Here is a 26,165-nt window from a genome sequence, read left to right as displayed (position 1 = left end):
CAACCGGCTCAAACAGTTCAGAGGCATCGCCACCCGCTACGACAAGCTCGCCGTTCACTACCAGGCAGGTGTCACCATCGCCTGCCTGCTGCTATGGCTCTTATGAGATCCACAAAACAGGCCCTAGGAGGCGGCCGGGGCGATGATCTCGTCCACGACCCACCGCGCGACGCCCTCAGGGAAGGGCGGCCGGAGGTTGAGCACGACGTGGGTCACCCCGATCGCCGCCAGCTCCTTGACGGCCGCGCGGGTGGCTCCCGGGTCGTCGTACGCGACCATGACCTGGGTGGACCGGGTCAGCGTCGCGGGGTCTCGCCCGAGGGCGGCGCACCGCTCGTCGAGCGCCCGGGAGCGTTCGGCGATGAAGTCGAGGGAGTTGTGCGGCGGGCCGGGCACGTTCCAGATGTCGGCGTGCTCGGCGACCACGCCGAGCGTCCTGTCGCCCCAGCCGCCGATGAGGAGCGGCGGCCGGCGGGCCGGCTTGGGCTCGCACACCACGTCGCGCAACCGGTAGTGCCGGCCGTCGAAGTCGAACCGGTCCTCGGTCCACATGCGCCTGATGATCTGGCACGACTCGGCGAGCCTGGCCACGCCCTCTCCGGGGGTGGCGATGGTGAGCCCGTACGCGTTGTACTCCCTGGGCACGAGGGTGTCGCCGGGCTGATGGGTGCCTCCCACACCGAGTCCGAGGACGAGCCGCCCGGGCGCGACGGCGTCGACGGTCGCCGCCATCTTGGCCAGCAGGGCGGGCGACCTGGTGAGGTTGCTGGTCACCAGGTGGCCGAAGGCGAGGCGCTCGGTGCGGGCGGCGAGCGCGGCCAGGATGGTCCAGCCCTCGTGGATCGGGGTGTCCACCGGCCCGAAGAGCGGCAGGAGGTGGTCCCACAGCCAGGCGTGCTCGATGGCGGGCAGCTCGTCCGCCTCCTGCCAGACGCGCAGCAGGTCGGGGTACGTGACGCCGACGGGGATGGTCTTGATGCCGAAGCTCAGCAATGTCAGCTCCACTGATCGTCAGTAAGACTGATGATTAGGCTAGTGCGAGAATGACCCCTGTGTCGAGACGCCGCCTGGGTTACCTGTTCAAGCACGCGCAGTCGCGGCTGGCCGGGCTCACCGGGCCGGCGCTGGAGCCGCTGGGCGTGGACACGCGCGAGCTGGCCGTGCTGACCGTGCTGGACGCGCGGACGCCGATCTCGCAGCAGCAGGCCGCCCAGGCCCTGCGCATCGACCGCACCACGATGGTCGCCATGATCGACGCGCTGGAGGGCAAGGGCCTCGTGGCGCGCAGGCCGCACCCCGACGACCGGCGCAAGAACGCGGTCGAGCTCACCGCCCACGGCCGCGACGTGCTCAGGGACGGCTCGGCGGCGATCGACGAGGCCGAGCGCGTGTTCCTGGCGCCGCTGTCAGAGGACGAGCGGCGCCTGGTCCGCGTCGCCCTGGACCGGCTGGCCTCCGGCTGACGAAGGCCCGGCCGGGCCGGTCAGAGGGGATTCATCAGGTACGCGCCGGCCACCACCGACGCGCACGCCACCACCAGGAAGAAGAACACGTAGAAGCCGCCCGGCAGGATCGTCAGCCGGGCGAGCTGGTCGGCGTCGGAGTCGCGGGCCTGCCGCAGCCGCCGCTTGCGCTGTAACTCGACGATCGGCCGCACCCCGCCGAACAGCAAAAACCACACGGCCGCCATGGCCACGGCCTGCTGCACCTGGTTCGGCGCGTACATCGACAGGGCGAACACCGCCCCGCCCGTCGCCAGCAGGATCAGCGCGCCGTACAGGTTGCGGATCAGCAGCAGCATGCAGACGAGGAAGAGCAGCACGCTCCAGATCAGCAGCGTGATGCGTCCCTGCTCGGTCAGCCACGCCGCCGCCAGCCCGAGCAGCGACGGCGCGAGGTAGCCGGCGAGCGCGGTCAGCACCATGCCGGGGCCGTTGGGGCGGCCCCGGGTCAGCGTCACGCCCGAGGTGTCGGAGTGCAGCCGGATGCCTTCGAGCTTGCGCCGGGTGAGCAGCGCCATCAGCGCGTGGCCCCCTTCGTGCGCGATCGTGATCAGACCCCGGCTCAGCTGCCAGGGGGTCCTGAACGACACGATCGCGAGCGCCGCCAGAGCGGTGGCCGGCACGACCCAGGGGGCGGGGTCGGGTTGTGCCTTGATGAGGTGGGCCCAGAGCTCGTTCATCGAGACAAGACCCTATCCGGGTCGGGCCGTTCGCGTGCGGCCCGCTTGACGGCCGTCCGGCTGGGCAGGTGACGAGCGCCGGCGGTTCCGTGTGGAGGCGCGTTCGCGCGCTGGTCACGGGCCGTTCGCCGGGACGACGTAGCGGACGTGATCTGATAAAAAAGTGAAGGATCGGCTGGATATATGGCACGACACCACCCGGGACCGTCGGAGACGGTCACCCGATCGGCCGGCGGGAAGAGGAACGGCGTGGCACGGATGAGGAGCTTCAGGCGCGGCGAGGCGGCCCGCCAGGACGCGCCCGAGCACGAGATGGACCCGCGCGCCGCCGACGAGCCGCCGTACCGGCCGACCGTCATCGACAACGCCGTCTACCAGGACGGCCAGCGCGTGGACAACCCCGGCTCCATGGCCGACGCCTTCGAGCGGCTGAACAAGACGCCGGACAGTCTCGCCTGGATCGGCCTCTACCGGCCCAAGGAGTGGGAGCTGGTCAAGCTCGCCGAGGAGTTCGAGCTGCACGAGCTGGCGCTGGAGGACGCCATCGTCGGCTCCCAGCGGCCCAAGGCCGACCGCTACGGCGACACGCTCTTCGTGGTGCTGCGCGCCGCCCGCTACCTCGACGACGTCGAGGAGGTCGCGTTCGGCGAGCTGCACGTCTTCGTCGGCCCCAACTTCGTCATCACCGTACGGCACGCCGAGGCGCCCGACCTCCAGGGCGTGCGCAAGCGCATGGAGTCGGACCCCGACCTGCTCCGCCAGGGACCCCAGGCGGTCCTGTACGCCATCCTCGACGCCGTCGTCGACGGCTACGCGCCGGTCGTCGCCGGACTGCAGAAGGACCTGGAGGAGATCGAGGGGCAGGTGTTCAGCGGCGACCCGTCGGTCTCGCGGCGCGTGTACGAGCTGTCCGGCGAGGTCATCGAGTTCCAGCGGGCCACCGCGCCGCTGGTGCGGATGATCGACGGCTTCATCGCCGGGGCCGCCAAGTACGGGGTCAACGAGGAGCTCCAGAGCTACCTGCGCGACGTGGCCGACCACGCCATCACGGTCAACGAGCGGGTCGCCGCCTTCCGCCAGATGCTCCAGGACATCCTCGTGATCAACTCCACGCTCGTCACCCAGGCGCAGAACGCGGAGATGGCCAAGATGACCGAGTCGAGCATCCGGCAGGGCGAGGAGGTCAAGAAGATCTCCGCCTGGGCGGCCATCCTGTTCGCGCCCACGCTGGTCGGCACCATCTACGGCATGAACTTCGACGTCATGCCGGAGACCCACTGGGTGCTCGGCTACCCGTTCGCGATCGTGCTCATGGGCGTGGTGTGCGTGACCCTCTACCTCGTCTTCAAACGGCGCGACTGGCTCTAGCGGGCGGCGGCGCCGGTCACGGCGGGCCCTCGTCGGTCCAGCCGGCCGTCAGGACGATCTCGTCACGGTCCGCCGGGGAGTCCCGCCCGGTGCCGTCCGCGCTGTCGCTGCTGGACAGCACCTGCGAGCTGGCCGGGTCGACGACCAGCGTCCGCCGCACCCCCGTGGCGGCGTCCGGCGTGAACGCGAACGCCTCGCCCGGCCGCCCCTTGGGGTCGGTGGCACGGCCCAGGTAGCGGACGCTCGGCAGCTCGGCGAGCAGCCGGTAGGCGGCGGCCCGTACGGCGGGCGGCGCCGGCTTGCCCCACAGCAGCCCGCTCCCCGCGTCGGCCAGCACCCCGTCGCCGGAGCCGGGCGGCAGCAGCGCCGCGACCCGCCGCTTGAGCGCGTCCGTCCCGGCGGGCAGCCGCTCGATCTCCGTGAGCGACAGAGCCCGGCCCGCCATGGTGAACGGCCTGGCGACCTGCTTCACCTCGGTGCCGGGGGCCGTTCCCTCGGCGTGCTCGGCGATCCAGGCGCGTCCGTCGCGGGCCACCCACAGGGTCGTGACCTTGGCGCCGCTCTGCCGGGAGACGCGCCAGTACGTGCCCCGCGGCGGGGGCTCCGAGGCCGCCGTGGCCGCCGCCGCCAGCAGCACCGCCCTCCCCTGGACCGTCGAGGTGCCCTCTGCCGTGCCCCGCGCCGGCCCGTCCAGCGCCGTCGCCGTGCTCTGCGCGGGTACGGCCGGGACGCCCGCGCCGCCGGCGAGGCCGTACGCGAACAGCACGGCGGCCAGCGTCGCCACCGCGCCCGCCAGCGGCGCCGCCCACAACCCGCGCCGCCCCGGCCCTCGCCCGCGCGCCCGTCCCGACGGCCGCGGGGCCCACGGCGCCCGCCCCCGCGCGGGGCGCCGTTCCTCCGGCCGTTCCTCCCACCGGGCCCGCACCCGGGCCCTGACCGCCGGGTCCGGCCGCGGCGGCTCGCCGTACAGGTCGCGGACCAGCTCCAGCTCATCCACGGCCGGCCTCCTCCAGCTCCAGCATCGGGTTGCTGCCGCCGAGCGCCTCGCGCAGCTTGCGCCGGGCCCGGCTCAGCCGCGAGCCCACCGTCCCGTACGGGATGCCGAGGGCCGTGGCGATCTCCTCGTGGCTCAGCCCGGCCAGCGCCACGAGCAGCACCACGTCGCGGTCACGCGAGGCGAGCCCGGCCAGGGCCGCCGCCAGCTCCGGCCGCAGGCTCTGCGCGCTCACCCGCGCGCTCACCCGCTCCTCGTGCCCCGGCGCGCTCTCCGCTTCGGACCCGTAGCGGCCCAGTGCCCGCAGCGCCCGCGCCTCCTGGCGGCGGTGCCGGCCGACGAGCCGGGTGGCGATGCCGTACAGCCAGGCCCGCGCCGTGGCGCGCGCCGGGTCGTACTGGCCGCGCTTGCGGAAGGCGATGAGGAACGCGTCCGAGACGACGTCCTCGGCGTGGTCCGGACCGAGCCGCTGCGCGACGTACGCGTGGATCTCGCCGAAGCACGCGTCGAACACCGCCGCGAACGCCTCGGCGTCATCGAGCCGCCCGGAGTCCAGCCGACCGGAGTCCAGCCGCCCGGAGTCCGGCAGCCCGGATTCAGGCCGCCCCGAGTCAGGCCGCGCATCTGGCCACGGCAACGCCGTCACGATGCTTCCCCCGTCATCTGCCACCCTCCGGACGCGATCTGCGGACATCTCTTATCGCCCGATCCGCCCGATCACTTTCACGCCCGGGGAACGCGTCCCGGAAAGGGTACGGCCCCGGCCCGCCGACGGGAGCGGGACCGGGGCCGTACCAGACCTACGGGAAGGTCTTACCGGGAAGGGTTACAGCGGCGGGTTCGCGTTCTGCAGGAGCTGCCGGAACTGGGCGGAGAACCAGTGGCCGGACAGCGGCGCGTTGGGCAGCGCCCCCGTCAGGTTGTTGCCGTTGCGGTCGTTGCCGGTGTACGTGGGGTCGCACATCCGGTCGAAGCCCTTGCCCTCGTCGTTGCTGATCGCGGTGCTGGAGCCGTCGGACTCACCCGGAGGCTTGATCCACACGTACGCGTCGAGGCCGGCCGCCGGGTTGGGGCGCGGACGCTCGCCGAGGCCGGCGCCGCTCTGGTTGCACCAGTTGCCGGCGTGGATGCGCCGGTCGACGCGCGACTGGTTGACGAACTCGTCCACGTTCGTGGAGGTGCTCGGACCGGTGGGCCGGGCGGAGCCGCCCCAGCCGTTGCGGGAGGTGTCGATCAGCATGCCGATCGTCGACGGGAAGCCCTTCGACACCAGCGCGTTACGGAACGCCTGGGCGAAGGTCAGCTCGTCCACGTAGTCGTTCCAGTCCAGCCACTTCGACTGGCGCACGGACGTGCCGTTCACGGTGGTGCCCACCGTGAAGTACGGCTCGGTCAGGGCGGAGTAGTTGGCGGTGTTGGTGATGAAGCCGTCCACGCTGGCGTAGCCGGCCGTGGTCCCGCGGGCGGTGGAGGCCATGAGGTCCGCGGTCGGGCCGAAGTTGCTGGACCAGCCGATCCAGCCGTGGTGGGCGGCGTCGAGGTAGGTGTAGACGTTCGGGATGGCGTGCAGCTTGTTCAGGGCGTACTGGATGCCCTGCACGTACGCGCCGGACGACTGCGCCTCGGCGCACTTGGCCAGGTTGGTGTTGGTGATCAGGTTGGGCAGCGAGTCGATCTCGACGACGGTCACGATCCGCAGGGCCGCGTACTTCGGGTCCGCCATGATCTCGGCGATCGGGTCGATGTACTCGGTCTTGTAGCGGGCCAGGCCGTTCTGCGAGACGAGCAGCTCGCCGTTGGAGGCCAGCGCGGAGCAGTCGCGGTTGGGCAGGTTGTAGATGACGAACTGGATGGTCAGCGGCGCGCTGCCGTTGGCCGCGTCCTGGGTGAGGGCGGCGTCGAGGTGGGCGCGCACACCCTTGGCGCCGCCGGTGCCGGCGATGGCGGCGATGCGGTCGATCCACACGCCGGTCGAGATGTTGGCGACCGCCGAGCCGCCGGGCTCGGCCGCGGCCTTGGCCGACCAGTCGGCGTTGACGTAGCCGGTGGCCCCGGCGTACGGGTTGTCGACGTGGCCGGTGCCGCCGCCGGTGTCGTTGTCGGCCTCGGTCGCGGTGACGGTCACGCTGGTCAGGCCGCTGGAGGCGACGGTGATGGGCCGCGTGCCGTTGGTGGTGTCGCTGTCCTCGGCGGCCGAGACGGTGACGTTCTGCGGGGTGTTCCAGTTGGCCGAGGTGAAGGTCAGGGTGGCGCCGCCCGTGACGGTGAGGTTGCTGTCACCGGTGCCCGCCGTGGAGGTGACGGTCACGTTCGCCGACGGCTGCGTGGCCAGGCGTACGGCGTAGGTGGCGCTGGAGCCCTCGGGCACGCTCAGGGCGGTCGGGGTCACCTGGAGCGCCTGCTGGCCCGGGTCCGGTCCGGGGCCGCTGCCGCCGCACGTCACGCCGTTGATGGCGAAGGTGGTGGGGTTGGTGTTGGTGCCGCTGTAGGAGCCGTTGAAGCCGATCGTCCACTGCGCCCCGGATGCCTGGCTGCCGTTGTAGCTGAGGCTCGACGCGGTGACGTTCTGGCCGGACTGGCTCCAGTTCGCCTGCCAGCCCTGCGACACCTGCTGGTTGCCGGCATAGGCGTAGGTCAGCCGCCAGGAGCTGAGGGCTTCACCCGTGTTCGTGATGGTGATGTTGGCGCCGAAGCCGCTGCCGCTGTCCCAGGTCTTCGCGTACGTGACCGAGCAGGCGACGGCGGCCTGCGCCGGTGCTGCCGACATCAGCGCCGTGGCGAGCCCTGTCAACAGGGCGCACACCGCGACGAGAAGGCGGTTTCTCATGTGGGGGGTCCTCTCAGAAGGTGGGAGCGCTCCCATCCATAGCCCGGATTCACATCCGTGTACAGATTCCGGTGAGACGGCGGCCCGAACCCGCACCAGAGCCGTGAAACTTTCATCCCGGCCCGTCACGCCGCAGGCCGAGCGGTGAAACTTTCACGGTCGCGCCCGTCCCGACCTGGAAACCGCCGCCCTCTCGCGGACCTCTCCTGGGCGGCGCATCGGTGCGCGCTTAACATCCGCGTAACCCCAGCGTGTTGGGAGCGCTCCCATTCCGAGAGGACTTTCATGAGACATCGTCTCCTCGCCGCGCTCGCCGTCCTCGTCCTGTCCATCTCCACGGCGCTGGCCGGCGCGGGCACCGCCATGGCCGCGGTGGCCTGCTCGGTCACGTACGTGAAGTCGTGGGACAGCGGCGGCGGCTTCGGCGCCAACGTCACCATCACCAACACCGGCGATCCGCTGACCTCCTGGCGGCTGACCTACACCTGGCCGGGCAGCCAGCAGGTCACCCAGGGCTGGCAGGCCAACTGGAGCCAGTCCGGCCAGAACGTCACCGCCACCAGTCTCAGCTACAACGGCAGCCAGGCCACCGGCGCCCAGTGGACCATCGGCTTCAACGGCTCCTACAGCGGCACCAACACCAACCCCACCACCTTCGCCATCAACGGCGTGACCTGTGGCGGCAGCGGCCCCGGCCCCGACCCCGGGCAGCAGGCCATCCAGGTCAGCCCGGCGGCGGTGATCGTCCCGGAGGGCTCCAGCGCCACCTACGGTGTCCGCCTGGCCACGCAGCCCTCCGCCAACGTGACCGTCACCTCCACCGCCGGCAGCGGTGACGCCGACCTCACCGTCACCTCCGGCGCGAGCCTGACCTTCACCTCCGCCAACTGGAACACCGTCCAGAACGTCACCGTGTCGGCCGCCCAGGACAGCGACACCACCAACGGCACGCGGCCCATCACCGTCGCCTCGACCGGCCTGACCAGCGTCGCGGTCACCGCCACGGAGGCCGACGACGACGCGCCGCAGAGCAACTCGTACCTGACCGAGTTCACCAACCAGTACAACAAGCTCAAGGACCCCGCCAACGGCTACTTCTCGCCCGAGGGCATCCCGTACCACTCCGTCGAGACCCTCATCGTCGAGGCCCCCGACCAGGGCCACGAGACGACGTCCGAGGCGTTCAGCTTCTGGCTCTGGCTGGAGGCGCAGTACGGCAGGGTCACCGGCAACTGGGCGCCGTTCAACAACGCCTGGAACGTGATGGAGCAGTACATCATCCCGTCGGCCGCGGGCCAGCCGGGCGGCTCCTCCACCTACAACCCGAGCGACCCCGCCGACTACGCGCCCGAGAAGCCGCAGCCCAGCGGCTACCCGGTGGCGCTGGACACCGGCGTCGTCGCCGGCCAGGACCCGCTCGCCAACGAGCTGCAGAGCACGTACGGCAACCGCAACATCTACGGCATGCACTGGCTGCTCGACGTGGACGACGTCTACGGCTACGGCACCGGCCGCGGCGCCAGCCTCAGCGAGTGCGGCGACAACACCAAGCGCGTCACCTACATCAACACCTTCCAGCGCGGCCCGCAGGAGTCGACCTGGGAGACCGTCGCGCACCCGTCGTGCGAGACCGGCCGCTACGGCAAGTCCGGCGCCGGCTACCCGCCGCTGTTCATCCAGGGCGGCGGCGCCAACCAGTGGCGCTACACCGACGCCCCCGACGCCGACGCCCGCGCCGTGCAGGCCGCGTACTGGGCGCTGACCTGGGCCACCGCGCAGGGCAAGCAGGCGCAGCTGTCCACCACCCTGTCCAAGGCCGCCAAGATGGGCGACTTCCTCCGCTACTCCTTCTACGACAAGTACTTCAAGAACCCCGGCTGCACCTCGCCCTCCTGCACGCCGGGCACCGGCAAGAGCAGCTCCTCGTACCTGCTGACCTGGTACTACGCGTGGGGCGGCGACAACGGCGGCGCCTGGGCGTGGCGGGTCGGCTCCAGCTCCTGGCACCAGGGCTACCAGAACCCGCTGGCCGCCTGGGTCCTGTCGCCCGCCGGCCCCGCCTCGCTGCGCCCGCAGTCGCCGACGGCCGCCTCCGACTGGCAGACCAGCCTGAACCGGCAGCTCGACTCCTACCTGTGGCTCCAGTCAGCCGAGGGCGGCATCGCCGGCGGCGCGACCAACAGCTGGAACGGGTCCTACGCGGCGCCGCCCGCCGGCACGCCGACCTTCTACGGCTGGGCCTACGACCAGCAGCCCGTCTACCACGACCCGCCGAGCAACCGGTGGTTCGGCTTCCAGGCGTGGTCGCTGGAGCGGGTGGCCGAGTACTACTACGTCACCGGTGACGCCAAGGCCAAGTCCATCCTCGACAAGTGGGTGCCGTGGGCGCTGGCCAACACCACGTTCGGCGCCGGCGGCAACTACCGCATCCCCAACGACATGACGTGGACCGGCGCCCCCGCTGCCAGCTACAGCGGCGGCGGCGTCCCCGGCCCCAACCCCGGCCTGCACGTCACCGTGGTCAACACCACCAACGACGTCGGCGTGGCCGCCGCCTACGCCCGCACCCTCGCCTGGTACGCCGCCAAGTCCGGCAGCGCCACCGCCAAGGCCGGGGCCAAGAACCTCATCGACGGCATCCTCACCCACAAGGACGCCAAGGGCGCCGCGGTGAGCGAGACCCGCGAGGACTACAACCGCTTCGACGACCCGCACAACGACGCCACCAACACCGGCCTGTACATCCCGCCGGACTACACCGGCACCATGCCCAACGGTGACGTCATCAGCTCCGGCAAGACGTTCCTCGACATCCGCTCCTTCTACAAGCAGGACCCCGACTGGTCCAAGGTCCAGAGCTACCTGAACGGCGGCTCGGCGCCGTCCTTCACCTACCACCGCTTCTGGGCGCAGGCCGACATCGCCATGGCCGCGGCCGACTACGGCACCCTCTTCCCGAACGGATGACCGCTCCATGACCCGACCCATCACCACGAGCCTGATCGTGCTGCTCGCGCTGATGGGCGCGATCCTGCTGATCCCGCGGCCGGCCTCTGCGGCGACCGGTCTGCGGGTCAGCGGGACCCGCGTCGTCGAGGCGAACGGCAGCGCGTTCGTGATGCGGGGCACCAGCCACGCGCACACCTGGTATCCCAACGAGACCGGCTCGTTCGCCGGCATCAAGGCGCACGGCGCCAACACCGTCCGCGTCGTGCTCAGCGGCGGCCGGTGGACCGCCAACTCGGCCGCCGACGTGGCCAATGTGATCTCCCTGTGCAAGCAGAACCGGCTGATCTGCGTGCTGGAGGACCACGACACCACCGGCTACGGCGAGCAGAGCGGCGCCTACACGCTCGACCAGGCCGTCACGTACTGGATCGGCCTGCGGAGCGTGCTGACCGGCCAGGAGAACCACGTCATCATCAACCTCGGCAACGAGCCGATCGGCAACAACGCCGTCACCCCCGGCTGGGCGCAGGCCACCTCGGCCGCGATCACCCGGATGCGCGACGCCGGGTTCCAGCACCTGCTCATGGTCGACGCCCCCGCCTGGGGCCAGGACTGGAAGGGGGAGATGCGCGACAACGCCGCGACCGTGCTCAACGCCGACCCGCAGAAGAACACGGTCTTCTCCGTGCACATGTACGGGGTCTACGACACGGCCGCCGAGATCAACGCCTACCTGGACGCCTTCCGGACCGCCGGCCTGCCGCTGGTGATCGGGGAGTTCGGGAACATGCACTCCGACGGCGACCCCGACGAGGACACCATCATGGCCCAGGCGCAGGCCCGGGGCATCGGCTACCTCGGATGGTCGTGGAGCGGCAACGGCGGCGGCGTGGAGTACCTCGACCAGGTCACCGCGTTCGACGCCACCCGCCTCACCGCGTGGGGTGAGCGGCTGTTCAACGGCGCCAACGGCATCCGGGCCACCGCCCGCGAGGCCACGATCTACGGCGGCTCCACGGACACGGGCCCGCCGACGGCGCCCGCGGGCCTCGCGGCGTCCGGCGTGACGTCGGCTCAGGCGGGGCTGTCGTGGTCGGCGTCCACGGACAACGTGGGCGTGACAGGGTACGACGTGCTGCGGGCCGGAGCCACCGGCTCGTTCGCGGTCGCCGGCACGTCCGCCACGACGTCGTTCACCGCCACGGGCCTGTCGCCGAGCACGACGTACCGCTTCCAGGTGCGGGCGCGTGACGCGGCCGGCAACACCTCGGCGGTGTCGAACACGGTGACGGTCACCACCACCGGCGGATCGGGCGGCGGCGGCTGCACGGCCACCTACAGTCAGGTCGGCAGCTGGCAGGGCGGATTCCAGGGGCAGGTCGCCGTCGCCAACGGCGGCACCACGCCCACCACCGGCTGGACGGTCACCCTGACCTTCGCCGACGGGCAGAGGATCACCCAGATCTGGAACGCCCGGACCGGCCAGACGGCGAGCCCGTACACGATCGCGAACGAGTCGCACAACGGCGCGATCGCGGCGGGCGGGACGGCCACGTTCGGGTTCCTGGGCAGCTGGAACGGCACCAACGCCGCTCCTGCCCTGTCCTGCTCCCGGGCCCCCTGACCCGGCCCCCTAACGGAAGGCGGCGGCGATCTCGGCGAGCAGGGCGTCGAGGTCGCCGCGCAGGCCCGGCTCCACCGCTCCCTCCCGCAGCCGGTCGCCGAGCTTGCGCCGCACCTCCGCGACGCCGCCGCGCGAGGTGACGTGCGCCAGCGTCTGACGCAGGTCCAGCGCCACGTCAGCACGGATCCGGCCGGCCGCGGCCCCCGCGGCAAGCTCGTCGTGGAAGCGGTCCAGCGCGCGGGGGAGGGGGCGCGCCGCGAACGTGAACCGCGGCGACGAGGAGGCCAGCGGCAAGGAGGTGACCAGGGGCAAGGAGGTGACCAGGGGCGACGAGGAGACCAGGGGCGCCGCCGCTGGGAGGTCGGCGCGCGTCTCCTGGGGCTGTGGCTCGGCCACCGCCGAAGGTGGGCCGGACGGCACGCGGGTTTCCTGCTCGGCGGCCCGCGGTCCGAGCCACAGCACCGTCCCCGCGACCGGCGCCAGAGCCAGCACCGCCAGGCCGTACCTGAGCCTGCGGCGCGTCACCGAGCGGCGCAGCGCGGCCGTGAGCTGGTCGGCCACCTCGCCCGCCGTGGGCCGCCGCGCGGGCGACGGGTCGAGGCAGCGCCGGCACAGCAGCGCGAGCTCGCCGGGCACCCCTGCCGGGCGCGGGCACGGCCTGCTCCGGCGCGCCGTCTCCAGCTCCTCCCACGTCCGCTCCGGGTACGGCGGGGCGCCGGTGACCATCTCGAAGAACAGCACCCCGAGCGCGTACACGTCCACGGCCGGGTGGACGGGCGCGCCGGCCAGCCGCTCCGGCGAGACGTACGGCGGCGTGCCCCGCTGGTCGTCCGGGTCCCCGGCCGGGGCGGCGATGCCGAAGTCGAGCAGCTTCGGCCCGGAGCCGGTGAGCAGCACGTTCTCCGCGGACACGTCCCGGTGGACGATGCCCTGCCGGTGCGCCGACTCCAGCACCCGGGCGATCCGCGCCGCCGTGGCCGCCGCCTCCTGCCACGGCAGCGGGCCCGCCGACAGGCGCTCGGCCACGGGCACGCCGTCGAGCAGCCGCATCACCACGTACGCGGCGACCCGGCCCTGCGCCGTGACCGTCTCGCCGTAGTCGTAGATCTCGATCGCGTCCGGGTGCTCCAGCCGGGCGGTGGTCCTGGCCTCCCTGCGCGCCAGCTCCCGCTCGTCCTGCAGCACCTTCACCGCGACGAGCCGCTCCAGCGACGCGTCCCGCGCCCGCCACAACACCGACGTGCCGCCGAGGGCGATGCGCTCCAGCAGCACGTAACGACGGGCCAGGACGTCCCCCGGCTCATGCTGATTCACGGACGATCAGCTCCGCGGGCAGGATCGGGTTGACGGACACGGTCCCGGACAGCAGCAGCCGGATGGCGAGGATCGCCAGCTCCTCCACGGGCTGGCGCACCGTGGTCAGCGCCGGCACGGTGCGACGCGCCACGGGGGAGTCGTCGAACCCGATCACCGCGACGTCGTCCGGCACCCTGCGGCCGGCGCGGGCCAGCGCGTTGATCGCCCCGGCCGCCATCAGGTCCGACGCGGCGAACACCGCGTCCAGGCCGGGCGAGCGCCGCAGCAGCCACTGCATGGCGTGGGTGCCCGACGGCAGCCCGAAGTCGCCGTACGCCACCGGCACGTCGGTCGCCCCGGCCTGCCGGAGCGTCCCGACGAAGCCCTCCAGCCGGTCCTGCGCGGCCGGCAGGGTCGGCGGGCCGGCGATCACGCCGATCGAGCGGCGCCCGCTGAGCAGCAGGTGCTCGGCCGCCTGCCGGGCGCCGTCGCGGTTGTCCACGTCGGCGTACGGGACCTTGACGTCGTCGGGCGGCCGTCCGATCCCGCGTACCGGGATGCCGGAGGTGGACAGCGTGATCGCCACCGGATGCTGCTTGCGGGCGGCGATCAGCAGCACCCCGTCGGCCCCGGACGCGAGGGTGGGCAGCATGCCCGGGTCGGCGGGCGGCACGGTCATCACCATCATCGGCAGGCCCAGCTCGGCCAGCGCGTCGCCGCCGGCCGACAGGAACCGCGCGTAGTACGGATCGGAGAACAGCCGGTGGAGATGGTCGCAGATCACCACCGCCACCCCGCCGGCCGCCCGGCGCGCCGGAGCGCCGCGGGGCGCCCGGTGGCGCACGTACCCCAGGCGTGACATCGCGTCGTAGACCTGACGGCGGGTCGACGTGCTGACCCTGACCGTGCCAGTCAATACGCGCGAAGCAGTGGCCTGGGAGACCCCGGCCTCGGCCGCTACCTGTGCGAGCGTGGGCAAATCGGTCACGGCGCACCTCGCCCAAGATCTATTGGGAGCGCTCCCTAAACTACCAGTGTTTCGAGCCTGTTAACAGATGCAGTCACGAGCCCGGTCAGGAAGTGAAGGTCGCCGCACCGGCCGTACGGGTGCGCCGGAGGTCATCCCAGCAGCTTGCGGGCCGCCTGCTCGATCTCCTCCTCCGACAGCAGCACGTGGTTCGCCGCGCCGCCGAGCGGGATGAAGCTGTCGGAGGACGTGACCCGGGCGATCTGCCCCGAGAAGCCGGCGTCCACCAGCTCGGCCACGATGCCCTCCGACACCGCGCCGGTGTGGCGGGTCTCGTCGGCGATGAGCACCCTGCCGGTCAGCTCCGCCGCCCGCAGCAGGTCCTCGACGGGCAGCGGCGCCAGCCAGCGCAGGTCGAGCACCCGGCAGCTGAAGCCCTCCTGGGTCAGCCGCACGGCGGCCCGCAGGCTCATCCGCACCCCGTTGCCGAAGGTCACGATCGTCAGGTCCCGCCCGTCGCCGTACGAGCGCGCCCGGCCGATCGGCACGTGCGTCTCGCTCCAGCGCGAGGGCGGCGTGTACGGCGCCAGCCAGCCGCCGTCGCCGTCCTCGAACAGGTCCTTGGTGTGGTAGAGCGCGATCGGCTCCAGGAACACGCACACCGACCCCTCGGTGCGGGCCGCCGCCAGGCAGGTGCGCAGCATGGCCGAGGCGTCGTCGGGCCGCGACGGCGAGGCGATGACCACCCCGGGGATGTCGCGCAGCGCCCCCACGGCGTTGTCGTTGTGGAAGTGGCCGCCGAACCCCTTCTGGTAGGCGTAGCCGGCCACCCGCACGACCAGCGGGTTGCGGTAGGCGCCCCTGGAGAAGAACGACAGCGTCGCGGCCTCGCCGCGGATCTGGTCGAGCGCGTTGTGCAGGTACGCCAGGTACTGGATCTCGGGCACCGGCAGCATCCGCGACACCCCCGACCCGAGCGCCAGCCCCAGGATGGCCTGCTCGTCGAGGTGGGTGTCGAACACGCGGCCCGGGCCGAACCGCTTCTGCAGGCCGCGGGTCACGCCGTAGACGCCGCCCTTCTTGGCGACGTCCTCCCCGAAGACCATCATCTCGGGGTGGACGGCCAGCGCGTCGGCCAGCGTGCGGTTGATCGACTGGCAGAGCGTCATCGGCTTCTCGCCCTCGGGCGGTGTGCCGGCGAAGGCCCGCTCCCTGACGGACGGCTCGGCGGCGACCGGGGCGATCTTGGCGATGAGCTCGGGGCGGCGCGGCGCGAGCGGAGCCATGATCTCCGCGGCCGAGCCCAGCCGGGGCGCGCGCGTGGTCTCCAGCGCGATGCGCAGCACGTGCTCGCGCGTCGACTCGTACTTCCTGAGCAACTCCTCCGGCGTGACCAGGCCCGCCTCGACGAGCAGGCGGGCGCCCACGACCAGCGGGTCATGCTCCAGGTCGGCGCGCAACTCGCGCTGGGTACGGTACGCCGACTCGACGTCGGAGCCCGCGTGACCCATCAGCCGCACCGTCCTCAGGTGCAGGAAGGCGGGGGAGCGGTGGGTGCGCACGTGCTCGGCGGCCCGCACGGCGGCGTCATGGGCCTCGACCAGGTCACAGCCGTCGGCGGAGAAGTACGCGATGCCGGGGCGCCGCGCCGCGGCCTCCACCCAGCCCTTCGGGGTGCGCACGCTGATGCCGATGCCGTTGTCCTCGCAGACGAACAGGATCGGCATCGCCTGCCCCTGGTGGGTGGCGTAGGCGGCGGTGTTGAAGCCGGTCAGCGCGGAGGCGTGGTTCATCGAGGCGTCGCCGAAGCTGCACACCGCGATCGCGTCCTCCGGCCAGGCCGTCCGCACGCCGAGCGCCCGGCCCCGCTCGATGGCGAAGGCCACGCCCACCGCGCGCGGCAGGTGACTGGCGATCGTCGAGGTCTGCGGGATGATCGCCAGGTCGGGATGGCCGAAGACCTTGTGCCGGCCGCCCGCGATCGGCTCCTCGGCGGCGGCGCACAGGCCCAGGAGGACGTCGCGCAGCCCCTGGTCGGGCAGCCGCCCGGCCTGCTCGGAGCGGGTGAGGTAGAAGGCCCCGGAGCGGTAGTGGAGCAGCGCGGGGTCGGTGGGCCGCAGGGCGGCGGCCACGGCCGCGTTGCCCTCGTGGCCGGCCGAGCCGATCGTGTAGAAGCCCTCGTCGCGCTCGCGCAGCCAGCGAGCGGCGATGTCGAGCAGCCGGCTGTCGAGCTGGCGATGGAACAGGGTCCTGGCCTGATCGCCGGTCAGCGAGCTGCCGTCGCGGATGGGGCGTGCCGGATCCCTGACCGGAGCCGCCGTCAACGCCGCCGCCGCCTGGATGAAGTGAGTCTCAACTGTGTCCCGCGCCACAAGCCCGATTATGTCCCCTGCCGCCGCCCGCGTCTGCTCGTCGGTGGCGGCATGTTCTGGACCGGTCCGATTGACGGTGATCTATGCGAGATTGTCAGATTTGTGAACACTGACGGGTTCCTGTGCGTCTACTGAGTGAAAACGTGGCACCCTCAATTGCCGCGTTGAACCATTGGGGTCTCTGGAAGGAACCCGCATGTTACAACGCATCCGTACGGCCGCCATCGTGCTCGCGATGGGAGCCGGGGGCCTAATCATGGCCCCCGCCGCCTCGGCCGCCGCGGCACCCGCGATCTCCAAGGTGAGCGTCAGCCCCGGGTCGCCGATCGTGGTCTTCGACAAGGCCGTCACGGCGACCTTCTCCTTCACCACCAAGGACGCCGGCTCCACCGAGCTTCAGCTCAAGCCCCCTGGCGTGAGCGCCGGCAGTCCGGTCACGCTCACGGCCAAGCCGTTCGGCCAGTGGACGAAGTGGACCGGCACCCGCGCGTTCGAGGCCAAGGACGCCGGCACGTGGAACGTCCTGGCCCTGGCGCACGGCTCGGGCTCCTCGGGAGAGAAGTCCGTCACCGGGACGTTCGAGGTCCGCAAGGCGCTCGACACCAAGATCGTCGACTTCGACGCCGACCCCGACCAGGTCTCCCGCGGTGACGCGCTCAAGGTCTCCGGCACGCTCCTCGCCGACGGCAAGGGGTACGCCGGGCAGTCCGTCACCATCACCTTCCGCGAGCAGGGCACCGACGCCTACCGGCACGTCGCCGAGGCGACCACCGGCGCGGGCGGTGGCTTCGCCGCCCGCGTCGCCGCCGACGCCACCGGCTGGTGGCGGGCCGAGTTCGGCGGCAACGGCCAGGCCGCGGCCTCCGTCAGCGACACCGACCGGGTCGACGTGCGGGTCCGTGACCGCGGCACGGCGATCACCGGCTTCGACGCGACTCCCGAGCCCGTCGACAAGGGCGCCGTGCTCCGCTTCGACGGCTCGCTGCGCTCCGGCGGACACGGCCTGCCCGGGCAGCGGGTGGCCGTCCAGTTCAAGGCCCGCGGCTCCGACCGCTGGGACGACGTCACCAGCGACGTGACCGGCCGCCACGGCCGCTTCGCGGCGTCGGCGACGGCCGCCGGGTCGGGCTGGTGGCGTGCCGTCTACCGGGGTACCAGGGGCTTCGACGGCTCGGCGAGCCAGGCCGACTGGGTGCGGGTCGTCCAGCCCACCCCGCCGCCGGTGGAGAAGGCCGACACGCGCGTCGTCGCGTTCAACGCCTATCCGGAGCCGGTCAAGCGCGGCAGGTACCTGAAGGTCAAGGGCCTGCTGCAGATCGACGACGAGGGCACCTGGGAGGGGTACGCGGGCAAGGTGGCGCTGTACTTCAAGCCCGCCCACTCGCGCTCCTGGCAGTACGTCAAGACCACGTGGTCCAGTGACAGCGGCAAGCTGTCGACCAAGGTCAAGGCGTGGAAGTCGGGCTCGTGGAAGCTCGTCTTCGCCGGCGACGACGACACATGGGGCGACACCGGCCGCTCGGACTACGTCCGCGTCGTGAAGCGGTAGCTCCCGCTCACACAGCACGTGAGGCCCGGGGCGCTCCCCCCGGGCCTCACCTGTGTGTCAGACGTTCTCGGGCGCCTTCGCCCCCAGGCTCACGAGCATGGCCTTGATGTCGGACACGTCCGTCCTGAGGTGCGAGACGTCCCCTTCCACTCGTTCGAACCGCTGGTCGATCGCCTCGAACCGCCGGTCGATCGCCTGGAACCCGCGCCTCATCTCGGCTCGGGTCTCGTCGATGCGTGTGTCGAGCTGGGTGTAGCGCTCATCGATCTTGTCGAGGATGTTGCGCGCCACCAGGTCCACGCGGTCGTGGACCTGCTCGAACCGTTCGGCGATGCTCATGTTCGGCACGCCACTGAACGTACGCGCCTCGAGGGCGTCGACCCTGCCCTTGAGGTGATCCACTTCCATACGCAGATCGAGCATTGGAGATTCCTTTCACGGAGGTGACGGAGTTGGTTGTCGCTCCCTGCCTGCCGCTCACTCGAGGGAACACTACAGTGCGTCATGGCTCCGTCGCACTCCGAATCCGAAAGTGTGTACTCCTTGGTGCGGCTGAAGTCGTACGAGATGCGGCGGTGTTAGCGGGCGTTAACGGCGGCGTCGATGGCGGCCCGGGCCATCGCGCGCAGCAGCGGGCGCATGTCGCGCGCCGGCAGCTCTCCCGCGCTGTGCGGGGTGGAGTTCAGGAGCCCGAAGACCGCGTGCGTGGCGGCGCGCAGCCGCGCGGCCGGGCAGCCTGGGTGCAGCTCCGCCAGCACCGTCACCCACTCCTCGACGTAGAGGCGCTGCAGCCGGCGGATCCGGCGCCGGTGCGGCTCCGGCACGTTGCCCAGCTCCCGGTCGTGCACGGTGATCAGCGCCGGCTGCTCCAGGGCGAAGGTGATCTGCACGTCGAGCAGCGCGTTCAGCGTCTCGGCGGAGGAGGAGGCGGGTGTCGCGGCGGAGGTGACGACGGCGGCGGCCGACTCGCGCAGCCGGGAGCTGACGTCGAGCAGCAGCTCGGCCAGCAGGGCCTCCTTGCCCGCGAAGTGCCGGTAGAGCGCCGGGCCCGAGACGCCGACCGCCGCGCCGATGTCCTCGATGGACACGCCGTGGAAGCCGCGGGAGGCGAACAGCCGGGCGGCGGCGTCGAGGATCTCGGCGCGCCGGTTGCCGCGATTGCGGGTAGGGGTACGGGCGGTCGTCACGTCTCACATGCTAGACGGTTACGTTAACGGTGACTAACATCTCGAACAGGACGAGAGGGGAGTCATGAGCGACTGGCCCGTGTTGAGGTCGTCCGCCGATCCCGGCGGCGAGGACTTCAAGCGCAACGCCGAGCGCAACGAGGGGCTCGCCGCCGAGCTGCTCGAACGGCTCGCGATCGCGGCGCAGGGCGGCACCGAGCGGGCGCGCCGCCGTCACGTCGAGCGCGGCAAGCTGCTGCCGCGCGACCGGGTCGACGGCCTGCTCGACCCCGGCTCACGCTTCCTGGAGCTGTCGCCGCTCGCCGCCGCCGGTCTGTACGACGACCAGGCGCCCGCCGCGGGCATCATCACCGGCGTCGGCCGGATCTCCGGCCGGGAGTGCGTGGTCGTGGCCAACGACGCCACGGTCAAGGGCGGCACGTACTACCCGATCACCGTGAAGAAGCACCTGCGCGCGCAGGAGGTGGCGCTGCACAACCGCCTGCCCTGCGTCTACCTCGTCGACTCCGGTGGCGCGTTCCTGCCCAAGCAGGACGAGGTCTTCCCCGACCGCGAGCACTTCGGCCGCATCTTCTACAACCAGGCCACGATGTCCGCGCTCGGCATCCCGCAGATCGCCGCCGTCCTCGGCTCCTGCACGGCGGGCGGCGCGTACGTCCCCGCGATGAGCGACGAGGCCGTCATCGTCCGCGACCAGGGCACGATCTTCCTCGGCGGCCCGCCGCTGGTGAAGGCGGCCACCGGCGAGGAGGTCACGGCCGAGGAGCTCGGCGGCGGCGACCTGCACGCCCGTGTCAGCGGCGTCACCGACCACCTGGCCGCCGACGACGCCCACGCGCTGGCCATCGTCCGCGACATCGTCTCCACCCTGGCCCCCCGCGCGCCCCGGCCGTGGCCGGTCGCCGTGCCCGAGGAGCCCCGCCACGACCCGCGCGAGCTGTACGGCATCGTGCCCGGCGACACCCGGCAGCCGTACGACGTGCGCGAGGTCGTCGCCCGGATCGTGGACGGCTCGCGGTTCCTGGAGTTCAAGGCCGAGTACGGCTCGACGCTCGTCACCGGCTTCGCGCATCTCCACGGCCACCCCGTGGGGATCGTCGCCAACAACGGGATCCTGTTCAGCGAGTCGGCCATGAAGGGCGCCCACTTCATCCAGCTGTGCGACCAGCGCGGCATCCCGCTGGTGTTCCTGCAGAACATCAGCGGCTTCATGGTCGGCAAGGCGTACGAGGCGGGCGGCATCGCCAAGCACGGCGCCAAGATGGTCACCGCCGTCTCCTGCGCCCGGGTGCCGAAGTTCACCGTCGTCATCGGCGGCTCGTTCGGGGCTGGCAACTACGCGATGGCCGGGCGGGCGTACTCGCCCCGCTTCCTGTGGATGTGGCCCAACGCCCGCATCTCCGTCATGGGCGGGGAGCAGGCGGCCAACGTCCTGACCACGGTCGGCTCGGCCGACGCCGACGCCGTCCGCGCCCAGTACGAGCACCAGGGCAACCCGTACTACTCGACGGCCCGGCTGTGGGACGACGGCGTGATCGACCCCGTCGACACCCGCACCGTCCTCGGCCTGGCCCTGTCCGCGGCGGCCAACGCCCCGCTCGAACCCGTCCGCTACGGCGTCTTCAGAATGTGACCGCGCGCATGAGTCCTACGCTGTTCGACACCGTCCTCGTCGCCAACCGGGGTGAGATCGCCGTGCGGATCGTCCGCACGCTGCGGGCGCTCGGCATCACCTCGGTCGCCGTGTACACCGCCTCGGACGCGGGGGCGCGGCATGTGCGGGACGCCGACCTGGCCCTCCAGATCCCGAATTATCTGGACATGGAGGCGATCGTTGCGGCGGCCCAGGCGTCCGGCGCCCAGGCGGTCCACCCCGGCTACGGGTTCCTCGCGGAGAACGCCGCCTTCGCCCGCCGCTGCGCCGAGGCAGGGCTGGTCTTCGTCGGACCGCCGCCCGAGGCCATCGACGCCATGGGCGACAAGATCCGCGCGAAGGCGACCGTGTCGGCCGCCGGCGTGCCCGTCGTCCCGGGCGCCGCCGAGCCCGCCGAGTCGCTGGCCGCGTGGAATGCCTTCCCCGCCCTGATCAAGCCCTCCGCCGGCGGTGGAGGGAAGGGCATGGTGCTGGTCCGCTCGGCGGCCGAGCTGCCGGACGCGATCGAGTCCGCCCGCCGCACGGCCCGCGCCGCGTTCGGCGACGACACGCTGCTCATCGAGCGCTACGTCGCCAACCCGCGCCACATCGAGATCCAGGTCATGGCCGACGCGCACGGCGGCGCCGTCCACCTCGGCGAGCGCGAGTGCAGCCTCCAGCGCCGCCACCAGAAGATCGTCGAGGAGGCGCCGTCGCCGTTCGTGGACGCGGACCTGCGCGCCCGCATGGGCGCGGCGGCCGTCGAGGCGGCCCGCGCGGTCGGCTACACGGGGGCCGGCACGGTCGAGTTCATCGTGGACGGCACGACCGGCGAGCACCACTTCATGGAGATGAACACCCGCCTCCAGGTGGAGCACCCCGTCACCGAGCTGGTCACCGGCCTCGACCTGGTCGAGCTCCAGCTGCGGGTGGCGGCGGGCGAGCCGCTGCCGTTCGCGCAGGACGACGTGCGGCTGCGCGGGCACGCGGTGGAGGCCCGCGTCTACGCCGAGGACCCGGCGCGCGGCTTCCTGCCTACGGGCGGTCGCGTCCTCGCCCTGGACGAGCCCGCGGGCGAGGGCGTGCGGGTGGACTCGGGGCTGGCCGCGGGCATGGTCGTCGGCAGCGAGTTCGACCCCATGCTGGCCAAGGTGATCGCCTGGGCCCCGTCCAGGGAGGCGGCGCTGCGGCGGCTGGACCAGGCGCTGGCCCGGACCGCCGTGCTCGGCGTCACCACGAACGTCCCGTTCCTGCGCGCCCTGCTCACCCACCCCGCGGTCGTGGCGGGCGAGCTCGACACCGGATTGGTCGAGCGGGCCCTGCCCGGCCTGCCGCTCACCGGCGAGCCCTCCCCGGAGGCCCTGGCCGCGGCCGCGCTCGCCTTCCACGCCCGGCCCCCGGCCGCCGACCCTGGGAACGCCGGCCGGCCCCCGGGCGCCGGCCGGTGGGACCCCGCGCAGGCCCCGGGTGCCGACCCGTGGGACGTCGCCGACGGCTGGCGGGTCGGTGAGCGGGCGTGGACGACGTGGCGGCTGGAGTCGCGCGGCGCGGTGCGCGCCGTCCAGGTGCGCGGCCTGCCGTACGGCCCCTCCGGTACGAGCGGGGCCGCGGAGGAGGCTGAGGCCCGGCTGTCCGGCGACGACTCGGGCCGGGCCACTCCCGCGCGGATCCGGCAGGACGGCTCCCGGCTGTCCGTCACGCTCGGCGGGCGCACCCGCCACTACACGCACGCCCGTGACGGCGACACGCTCTGGCTCGCCGCGGACGGCGCCGCGTGGGCGTTCACCCGCCACCTCATCGGCGACCCCGGCGACCGCCCCGGCGCGGCCGGCTCCGGCGACGGCGTCGTCCGCAGCCCCATGCCCGGCACCGTCCTGGTGGTCAAGGCCCAGGTGGGCGACCAGGTCGCCGAGGGCCAGCCGCTGCTCATCGTGGAGGCCATGAAGATGGAGCACACCGTCACCGCCCCGCACGCCGGCCGCGTCACCGAGCTGCCGGCCCAGGCCGGCCGCCCGGTCGACATGGACGCGGTCCTGGCCGTGGTCGTCCCCGAGGACCCGGTCACGCGGGACGCCGCGGTCGCACCCGAGGAGGCGTCCTGATGCGCCGGCCGTACGGACTGGAAGGTCTGCCCCACCACGTCACCGTCTACGAGGTCGGCCCGCGCGACGGCCTGCAGAACGAGGCCGCGGTCGTCCCCGTCGAGGCGAAGGCGGAGTTCGTCCACCGCCTCGCCGACGCCGGACACAAGATCATCGAGACGACCAGCTTCGTCCACCCCCAGTGGGTGCCGCAGCTCGCCGACGCCGACGAGCTGCTGGCCCGGGTCGAGCGCAGGCCCGGCGTCCGCTACCCGGTCCTGGTCCCGAACGAGCGCGGCCTGGAGCGGGCGCTGGCCCGCGACGTGGACGAGATCGCCGTCTTCGCCAGCGCCACCGAGACGTTCGCCGCCAAGAACCTCAACCGCAGCCTGGAGAGCCAGTTCGACATGTTCGAGCCGGTCGTCGCCCGCGCCCTGGCGGGCGGCGTCAGGGTCCGCGCGTACGTCTCCATGTGCTTCGCCGACCCGTGGGAGGGCCCCACGCCCGTCCGGCAGGTCGTGGAGGTCGGCGAGCGGCTGCTCGCGCTCGGCTGCCACGAGCTGTCGCTCGGCGACACCATCGGCGTCGCCACGCCCGGTCACGTCACCGCGCTCATCGAGGCGTTCGGCTCGCCCGACCGGCTCGCCGTCCACTTCCACGACACGTACGGCCAGGCGCTCGGCAACACGCTCGCCGCGCTCAGGGCCGGAGTGACCACCGTCGACGCGTCCACGGGCGGCATCGGCGGCTGCCCGTACGCCGAGTCGGCCACGGGCAACCTCGCCACCGAGGACCTCGTCTGGATGCTCGACGGCCTCGGCGTCGAGACCGGGCTCGACCTCGGCCGGCTCGTGGAGACCAGCACCTGGCTGGCCCGGCTGCTCGGCCGGCCCAGCCCGTCCCGCGTCGTCCAGGCCCTCTCGAAAGGCTGACCACCCATGCTGACCGGCGAGTACGAAGAGCTGCGCAAGACCGTCGAGGCGTTCGCCCGCGACGTCGTCGCCCCGGTGATCGGCGAGCACTACGAGCGGGAGGAGTTCCCGTACGGCATCGTGCGGCAGATGGGCGCGATGGGCCTGTTCGGGCTGCCGCTGCCGGAGGAGTACGGCGGCATGGGCGGCGACTACTTCGCCCTCTGCCTGACGCTGGAGGAGCTGGCCCGGGTCGACTCCAGCGTGGCCATCACCCTGGAGGCGGCCGTGTCGCTGGGCGCCATGCCGATCTACCGGTTCGGCACGCCCGATCAGCGCCAGGAGTGGCTGCCCAGGCTGGCGACGGGCGAGACGCTGGGCGCGTTCGGCCTGACCGAGCCGGGCGGCGGCTCCGACGTGCCGGGCGGCATGCGGACCACGGCCGTCCTCGACGGCGACGAATGGGTGATCAACGGGACCAAGGCGTTCATCACGAACTCCGGCACCGACATCACCGGCGTGGTGGCCGTTGCGGCCCTCACCGGCGAGCGGGAGATCTCCACGATCCTCGTGCCGAGCGGCACGCCGGGCTTCACGGTGTCGAAGAAGTACTCCAAGGTCGGCTGGAACGCCTCCGACACCCGCGAGCTGGCCTTCGGGGACTGCCGGGTGCCCGCCGCCAACCTGCTGGGAGAGCGCGGGCGCGGCTACGCCCAGTTCCTGCGGACCCTCGACGAGGGGCGCGTCGCCATCGCCGCCATCGGCGTCGGGCTGGCGCAGGGCTGCGTGGACGAGTGCCTGCGCCACGTACGGGACCGCAGGGCGTTCGGCCACCCGATCGGCCACTACCAGGCCATCCAGTTCAAGATCGCGGACATGGAGGCCCGGGCCCACACCGCCCGCCTGGCCTACTACCACGCGGCCGAGCGGATGCTGGCCGGGGAGTCGTTCAAGAAGGAGGCGGCCATCGCCAAGCTGGTCTCGTCGAACGCCGCCATGGACAACTCCCGCGACGCCACGCAGATCTTCGGCGGGTACGGGTTCATGAACGAGTACCCGGTGGGCCGCTTCTACCGCGACGCCAAGATCCTGGAGATCGGCGAGGGGACGAGCGAGGTGCAGCGCATGCTCATCGCCCGCCAGCTCGGCCTCGGCGACCTCTGACCCGTTCCGCGAGCCGCCCGGCCCGGGAGGTTCAGCCGGGTCGCCGGGCCAGGGTGAACCACTTCTCGTGGGCGCCGCCGAACGGGTCCTGACGCGAGCCGACGGCCGTCATCAGCATGGCGGCCGTCTCCTCCGCTCGGGCGATCACCTCCGCCGGGTAGCCCAGCAGCACCTGGTGCTCGGCGAACTCGTCCTCGTCGTCCAGGAACAGCCGCCCGTCGCGCATCCGGATGACGTCCAGGTCGAGGTCCACCATGGTGACCTCACCCTCGCGCCACTCGGGCACCGTCGTGACGTCCACGTACACGTCCGTCCGGTGCGGCGGGACGTGGAAGCTCGCCGTCCACCACGCGTCGCGCGGGAACAGCATGACGATCCCGGTCTCCCACCTGACCGGCGGGTCCGTGCCCTTGCGGGCCAGGGTGCCGTCGGGCACCCCCACCCACGCGCCGTGCTCGTCCTCACCGAGGAGCGTCCCCCGGTGGTGCCAGTGCAGCGCGCCACCGTACTTGCGGTACACGACCATGATCTCGCTCACGCCCGGAACGCTAACCCACGTCCCGCGTGCCGCCCAGGGGAGGGACCGACATACGGTAAGGATCATGACGTCGATCGACACCGTGGGGACGGCGGGGGAGCCGGTCATCAGGCGCGCTGGGGCTTCCGACGCGGACGAGCTGTTCGCGCTGGCCCGGGAGTTTGCGACGACGTTCCGGCCGGAGCGCGACGCGTTCGACGAGGCGCTGCCGCGGCTGCTGGACGACGAGGACGCCCTGCTGATCACCGCTGTGATGGGCGGGCGGGTCCACGGCTACCTGCTCGGATTCGCGCACCTGACCCTGTTCGCCAACGGGCCGGTCGCCTGGGTGGAGGAGGCCATGGTCCGGCCCGGGTCGAGACGGCAGGGCATCGGGCGGGCGCTGCTGGAGGAGTGCGAGCGATGGGCCCGCGCGCGCGGCGCCCGGTACGTGGCGATGGCCACCCGGCGGGCGCCGGAGTTCTACCACGCCCTCGGCTACGAGGAGTCGGCCGCGTTCTTCCGCAAGATGCTCAGGTAGGGA

The 26,165-nt window shown here is 72.3% G+C and carries 21 protein-coding genes and 1 pseudogene; 11 read left to right on the top strand and 11 right to left on the bottom strand.

Annotation, left to right across the window (positions count from 1 at the left end):
- A pseudogene (locus tag MTP10_RS21155) lies at positions 1-106 on the top strand (IS5/IS1182 family transposase); the annotation flags it as partial.
- Between the two features lie 17 nt (positions 107-123).
- Here MTP10_RS21155 and MTP10_RS21150 read toward each other — a convergent pair.
- Positions 124-1,005 carry an LLM class flavin-dependent oxidoreductase gene (locus MTP10_RS21150; protein ID WP_310711239.1) on the bottom strand — a complete coding sequence of 294 codons (882 nt, stop codon included), beginning with the start codon at positions 1,003-1,005 and terminating at the stop codon, positions 124-126.
- 47 nt (positions 1,006-1,052) lie between these two features.
- Between MTP10_RS21150 and MTP10_RS21145 the strand changes: the two genes are divergently transcribed.
- A complete protein-coding gene (locus tag MTP10_RS21145) occupies positions 1,053-1,463 on the top strand; it encodes a MarR family transcriptional regulator (RefSeq protein WP_310711238.1) in 411 nt (136 codons plus the stop codon).
- Positions 1,464-1,483: 20 nt separating this feature from the next.
- On the opposite strand, the gene MTP10_RS21140 is transcribed toward MTP10_RS21145, so the two are convergent.
- Positions 1,484-2,182 carry a M50 family metallopeptidase gene (locus MTP10_RS21140; RefSeq protein ID WP_310711236.1) on the bottom strand — a complete coding sequence of 233 codons (699 nt, stop codon included), beginning with the start codon at positions 2,180-2,182 and terminating at the stop codon, positions 1,484-1,486.
- A gap of 258 nt (positions 2,183-2,440) precedes the next feature.
- Between MTP10_RS21140 and MTP10_RS21135 the strand changes: the two genes are divergently transcribed.
- Positions 2,441-3,550, top strand: a complete 1,110-nt coding sequence (locus tag MTP10_RS21135; RefSeq protein WP_310711235.1) for a magnesium and cobalt transport protein CorA — start codon at positions 2,441-2,443, stop codon at positions 3,548-3,550.
- Positions 3,551-3,566: 16 nt separating this feature from the next.
- Here the strand turns inward: MTP10_RS21135 and MTP10_RS21130 are convergent, their stop codons facing one another.
- From MTP10_RS21130 to MTP10_RS21120, 3 genes are all read right to left on the bottom strand, one after another.
- On the bottom strand, positions 3,567-4,547 hold the full coding sequence (locus tag MTP10_RS21130) for a hypothetical protein (RefSeq protein WP_310711234.1): 981 nt from the start codon (positions 4,545-4,547) through the stop codon (positions 3,567-3,569).
- Positions 4,540-5,181 (bottom strand): sigma-70 family RNA polymerase sigma factor, encoded by a 642-nt coding sequence (locus tag MTP10_RS21125; protein WP_310711233.1) that lies wholly within the window; start codon positions 5,179-5,181, stop codon positions 4,540-4,542. The genes MTP10_RS21130 and MTP10_RS21125 overlap by 8 nt, the downstream gene beginning before the upstream one ends.
- 189 nt (positions 5,182-5,370) lie before the next feature.
- Positions 5,371-7,371: a glycoside hydrolase family 6 protein gene (locus MTP10_RS21120; RefSeq protein WP_310711232.1), complete on the bottom strand. Its 2,001-nt coding sequence runs from the start codon at positions 7,369-7,371 to the stop codon at positions 5,371-5,373.
- A 285-nt stretch (positions 7,372-7,656) separates the two neighbouring features.
- Between MTP10_RS21120 and MTP10_RS21115 the strand changes: the two genes are divergently transcribed.
- Together MTP10_RS21115 and MTP10_RS21110 are read left to right on the top strand one after the other, a co-directional pair.
- Positions 7,657-10,338 (top strand): glycoside hydrolase family 48 protein, encoded by a 2,682-nt coding sequence (locus tag MTP10_RS21115; RefSeq protein WP_310711231.1) that lies wholly within the window; start codon positions 7,657-7,659, stop codon positions 10,336-10,338.
- 7 nt (positions 10,339-10,345) lie between these two features.
- Positions 10,346-11,944 (top strand): cellulase family glycosylhydrolase, encoded by a 1,599-nt coding sequence (locus MTP10_RS21110; protein WP_310711230.1) that lies wholly within the window; start codon positions 10,346-10,348, stop codon positions 11,942-11,944.
- A 9-nt stretch (positions 11,945-11,953) separates the two neighbouring features.
- Here MTP10_RS21110 and MTP10_RS21105 read toward each other — a convergent pair whose 3' ends face one another.
- The 3 genes from MTP10_RS21105 to MTP10_RS21095 form a co-directional block, all read right to left on the bottom strand.
- Positions 11,954-13,258, bottom strand: a complete 1,305-nt coding sequence (locus tag MTP10_RS21105) for a serine/threonine-protein kinase (RefSeq protein ID WP_310711229.1) — start codon at positions 13,256-13,258, stop codon at positions 11,954-11,956.
- Complete coding sequence (locus MTP10_RS21100; RefSeq protein ID WP_310711228.1) at positions 13,245-14,228, bottom strand: LacI family DNA-binding transcriptional regulator; 984 nt, start codon at positions 14,226-14,228, stop codon at positions 13,245-13,247. The genes MTP10_RS21105 and MTP10_RS21100 overlap by 14 nt, the downstream gene beginning before the upstream one ends.
- A 131-nt stretch (positions 14,229-14,359) precedes the next feature.
- Positions 14,360-16,579, bottom strand: a complete 2,220-nt coding sequence (locus tag MTP10_RS21095; protein ID WP_310711227.1) for a thiamine pyrophosphate-dependent enzyme — start codon at positions 16,577-16,579, stop codon at positions 14,360-14,362.
- 196 nt (positions 16,580-16,775) lie between these two features.
- Here MTP10_RS21095 and MTP10_RS21090 point away from each other — a divergent pair, with 196 nt between their 5' ends.
- On the top strand, positions 16,776-18,128 hold the full coding sequence (locus tag MTP10_RS21090) for a hypothetical protein (protein ID WP_310711226.1): 1,353 nt from the start codon (positions 16,776-16,778) through the stop codon (positions 18,126-18,128).
- Positions 18,129-18,185: 57 nt separating this feature from the next.
- On the opposite strand, the gene MTP10_RS21085 is transcribed toward MTP10_RS21090, so the two are convergent.
- Both MTP10_RS21085 and MTP10_RS21080 read right to left on the bottom strand, forming a co-directional pair.
- Positions 18,186-18,551 (bottom strand): hypothetical protein, encoded by a 366-nt coding sequence (locus MTP10_RS21085; RefSeq protein WP_310711225.1) that lies wholly within the window; start codon positions 18,549-18,551, stop codon positions 18,186-18,188.
- A 155-nt stretch (positions 18,552-18,706) separates the two neighbouring features.
- The gene (locus MTP10_RS21080; protein WP_310711224.1) at positions 18,707-19,315 is read right to left on the bottom strand and encodes a helix-turn-helix domain-containing protein; all 609 of its coding nucleotides are present in this window, start codon (positions 19,313-19,315) and stop codon (positions 18,707-18,709) included.
- A 64-nt stretch (positions 19,316-19,379) separates the two neighbouring features.
- Here MTP10_RS21080 and MTP10_RS21075 point away from each other — a divergent pair, with 64 nt between their 5' ends.
- Genes MTP10_RS21075 through MTP10_RS21060 form a run of 4 tightly spaced genes read left to right on the top strand, consistent with a single transcriptional unit; the run spans position 19,380 to position 25,104 of the window.
- Positions 19,380-20,948: a carboxyl transferase domain-containing protein gene (locus MTP10_RS21075; protein WP_310711223.1), complete on the top strand. Its 1,569-nt coding sequence runs from the start codon at positions 19,380-19,382 to the stop codon at positions 20,946-20,948.
- Positions 20,949-20,956: 8 nt separating this feature from the next.
- Entirely contained in the window at positions 20,957-23,050 is a 2,094-nt protein-coding gene (locus MTP10_RS21070; protein WP_310711222.1) for a biotin carboxylase N-terminal domain-containing protein, read from the top strand.
- The gene (locus tag MTP10_RS21065) at positions 23,050-23,961 is read left to right on the top strand and encodes a hydroxymethylglutaryl-CoA lyase (RefSeq protein WP_310711221.1); all 912 of its coding nucleotides are present in this window, start codon (positions 23,050-23,052) and stop codon (positions 23,959-23,961) included. The genes MTP10_RS21070 and MTP10_RS21065 overlap by 1 nt, the downstream gene beginning before the upstream one ends.
- A 6-nt stretch (positions 23,962-23,967) precedes the next feature.
- Positions 23,968-25,104, top strand: a complete 1,137-nt coding sequence (locus MTP10_RS21060) for an acyl-CoA dehydrogenase family protein (RefSeq protein WP_310711219.1) — start codon at positions 23,968-23,970, stop codon at positions 25,102-25,104.
- 31 nt (positions 25,105-25,135) lie between these two features.
- On the opposite strand, the gene MTP10_RS21055 is transcribed toward MTP10_RS21060, so the two are convergent.
- The gene (locus MTP10_RS21055) at positions 25,136-25,642 is read right to left on the bottom strand and encodes a DUF402 domain-containing protein (protein WP_310711218.1); all 507 of its coding nucleotides are present in this window, start codon (positions 25,640-25,642) and stop codon (positions 25,136-25,138) included.
- Positions 25,643-25,706: 64 nt separating this feature from the next.
- Here MTP10_RS21055 and MTP10_RS21050 point away from each other — a divergent pair, with 64 nt between their 5' ends.
- Entirely contained in the window at positions 25,707-26,162 is a 456-nt protein-coding gene (locus tag MTP10_RS21050; protein ID WP_310711217.1) for a GNAT family N-acetyltransferase, read from the top strand.
- Positions 26,163-26,165: the final 3 nt, after the last annotated feature.

Source organism: Nonomuraea sp. 3-1Str, assembly GCF_031570565.1.
Taxonomy (GTDB): Bacteria; Actinomycetota; Actinomycetes; order Streptosporangiales; family Streptosporangiaceae; genus Nonomuraea.
The sequence above is the reverse complement of the archived record's forward strand: the minus strand, read 5'-3'. Positions and strand labels throughout refer to the sequence as shown.